1 pseudogene is annotated in these 1,791 nt (G+C 60.9%); it reads right to left on the bottom strand.

Going from position 1 to position 1,791, the window contains the following annotated elements:
- Window positions 1-1,723, bottom strand: a pseudogene (locus NKH03_RS34620) (hypothetical protein); the annotation flags it as partial.
- Between the last annotated feature and the right edge of the window lie 68 nt (window positions 1,724-1,791).

Raw genomic sequence — 1,791 nt, 5'->3', positions numbered from 1 at the left:
CTTCTTTGTACTCTTTGATGAGAGCCGCTGTGTAATCTCTGATGAGCGCGGCGTCGGCAGGGTAGGGATTCCGGACAGGGCGGTCGACCACTGGCGCTCCGCCCGCCAACGTCTTGAGACGACCCAGTGCTCTAGCCACGATCGAGGGGCCACCCCTGCTTTCGTACTCCGAGGGGCCACCCCTGCTCTCGTACTCCTTGCGATCCTGATCCAGCGACGATTCGTCAAGCCGAGCAGCAAATCCCGGCCTGTTATTGTCAAAGAGCCAACGACCAAAGCCGAGAAGAGAATTTACATGGCGCTTGACCGTGCTCTCCTTGACCTTACCCGCGTAAGCTGACCTCAGCCCTTCGACAACGGTCGCATCGTTGGAATAGAGGGGACCCTTGTCGCGACCGGAGACCCCTATTGGAGGATCTGGCTGCACCGCCGCCGGCACAGAACGAGCATGGTCACGCAACTCGGACGGTGCGGGGGGATTCAGATCAACCACTGACGAATCCGGCGCATGATGATGGCGCGCCGTTGAGTGACCCGGCTGCAGCACCGAGGCACCCAGCATCGACCCACTGCCTCCGGCATACGGCGCCGCGGCGTGTTCTTGTCCGCTCCCTTGCATCATGGGCTGCGCTTCCCATGGCAATGCACCCACTTGATGGGTGGGGGCCTGCATCAGCACGCGAGCGCCTGAATTGCCGATCTCGCTCAGCTGCGGCTCAGTGGCAACGTCCTGCAGACGACTGTTCAGGGGCCTTTGCCTCTTCGCTGGTCTCAACTCCGCTGTATCATGCTCACGGTTGATGAGGACCTCCTCGCTTGATAGCTGGTTGCTCCTGTCCTGTGCAGCGATCCGCTCGTCCGGCGCGCGCTGGTCGCCGTCGCGCCAGATCAGGGGACGAAAGGACCCTGCGGGATCCGAGGCTTGGTGATGGGGCCCAGTTGGCACGAAAGACAATGGCAGAACAGCGTCGTCTTCATTAGCTTTCCCAGGGAGCTCGCGCCCGAGTTCGGACTTCCGGAGATGAGCTAGTGCACTGATCCCACCGGAGTTGTTATAGCGCTTGGCATCTTCATCCAGCGACCCCTCGTGAAGCCGAGCCGCAATCCCCGGCTTTTTGTTTTCAACCAGGTATTCACTGAAACGTCTAGGAGCAGATCCATAGGTCTGAATGGTAGCGGGATTCGGCCCGGTCGGCGCTGCCTTGTACTCTTTGATGGGAGCCGCTGTGTAATCTCTGATGAGCGCGGCGTCGGCAGGGTCGGGATTATTCAGGACAGCGGCGCGGTCCAGCACTGGCGCTCCGCCCGCCCACGTCTTGAGATGACCCACTGCTCTAGCCACGTCCGAGGAGCCACTCTTGCTCTCGTACTCCTTGAGATCCGGATCCAGCGACTCCTCGTGAAGCCGAGCAGCAAATCCCGGCCTGTTATTATCAAAGAGCCAACGACCAAAGCCGAGAAGAGAATTTACATGGCGCTTGACCGTGCTCTCCAATGCTGACCTCAGCCCTTCGACAATGGTCGCATCGTTGGAATAGAGAGGACCCTTGTCGCGACCGGAGACCCCTATTGGAGGATCTGGCTGCACCGCCGGCGGCACAGAACGAGCAGGGTCACGCAACTCGGACGGTGAGGGGGGATTCAGATCAACCACTGACGAATCCGGCGCATGATGATGGCGCGCCGTTGAGTGATCCGGCTGCAGCACCGAGGCACCCAGCATCGACCCACTGCCTCCGGCGTAGGGCGCCGCGGCGTGTTCTTGTCCGCTCCCTTGCACCATGAGTTGCG

This window comes from Mesorhizobium sp. M1406 (assembly GCF_040317555.1).
Classification (GTDB): Bacteria; Pseudomonadota; Alphaproteobacteria; order Rhizobiales; family Rhizobiaceae; genus Mesorhizobium.
The sequence above is the reverse complement of the archived record's forward strand: the minus strand, read 5'-3'. Positions and strand labels throughout refer to the sequence as shown.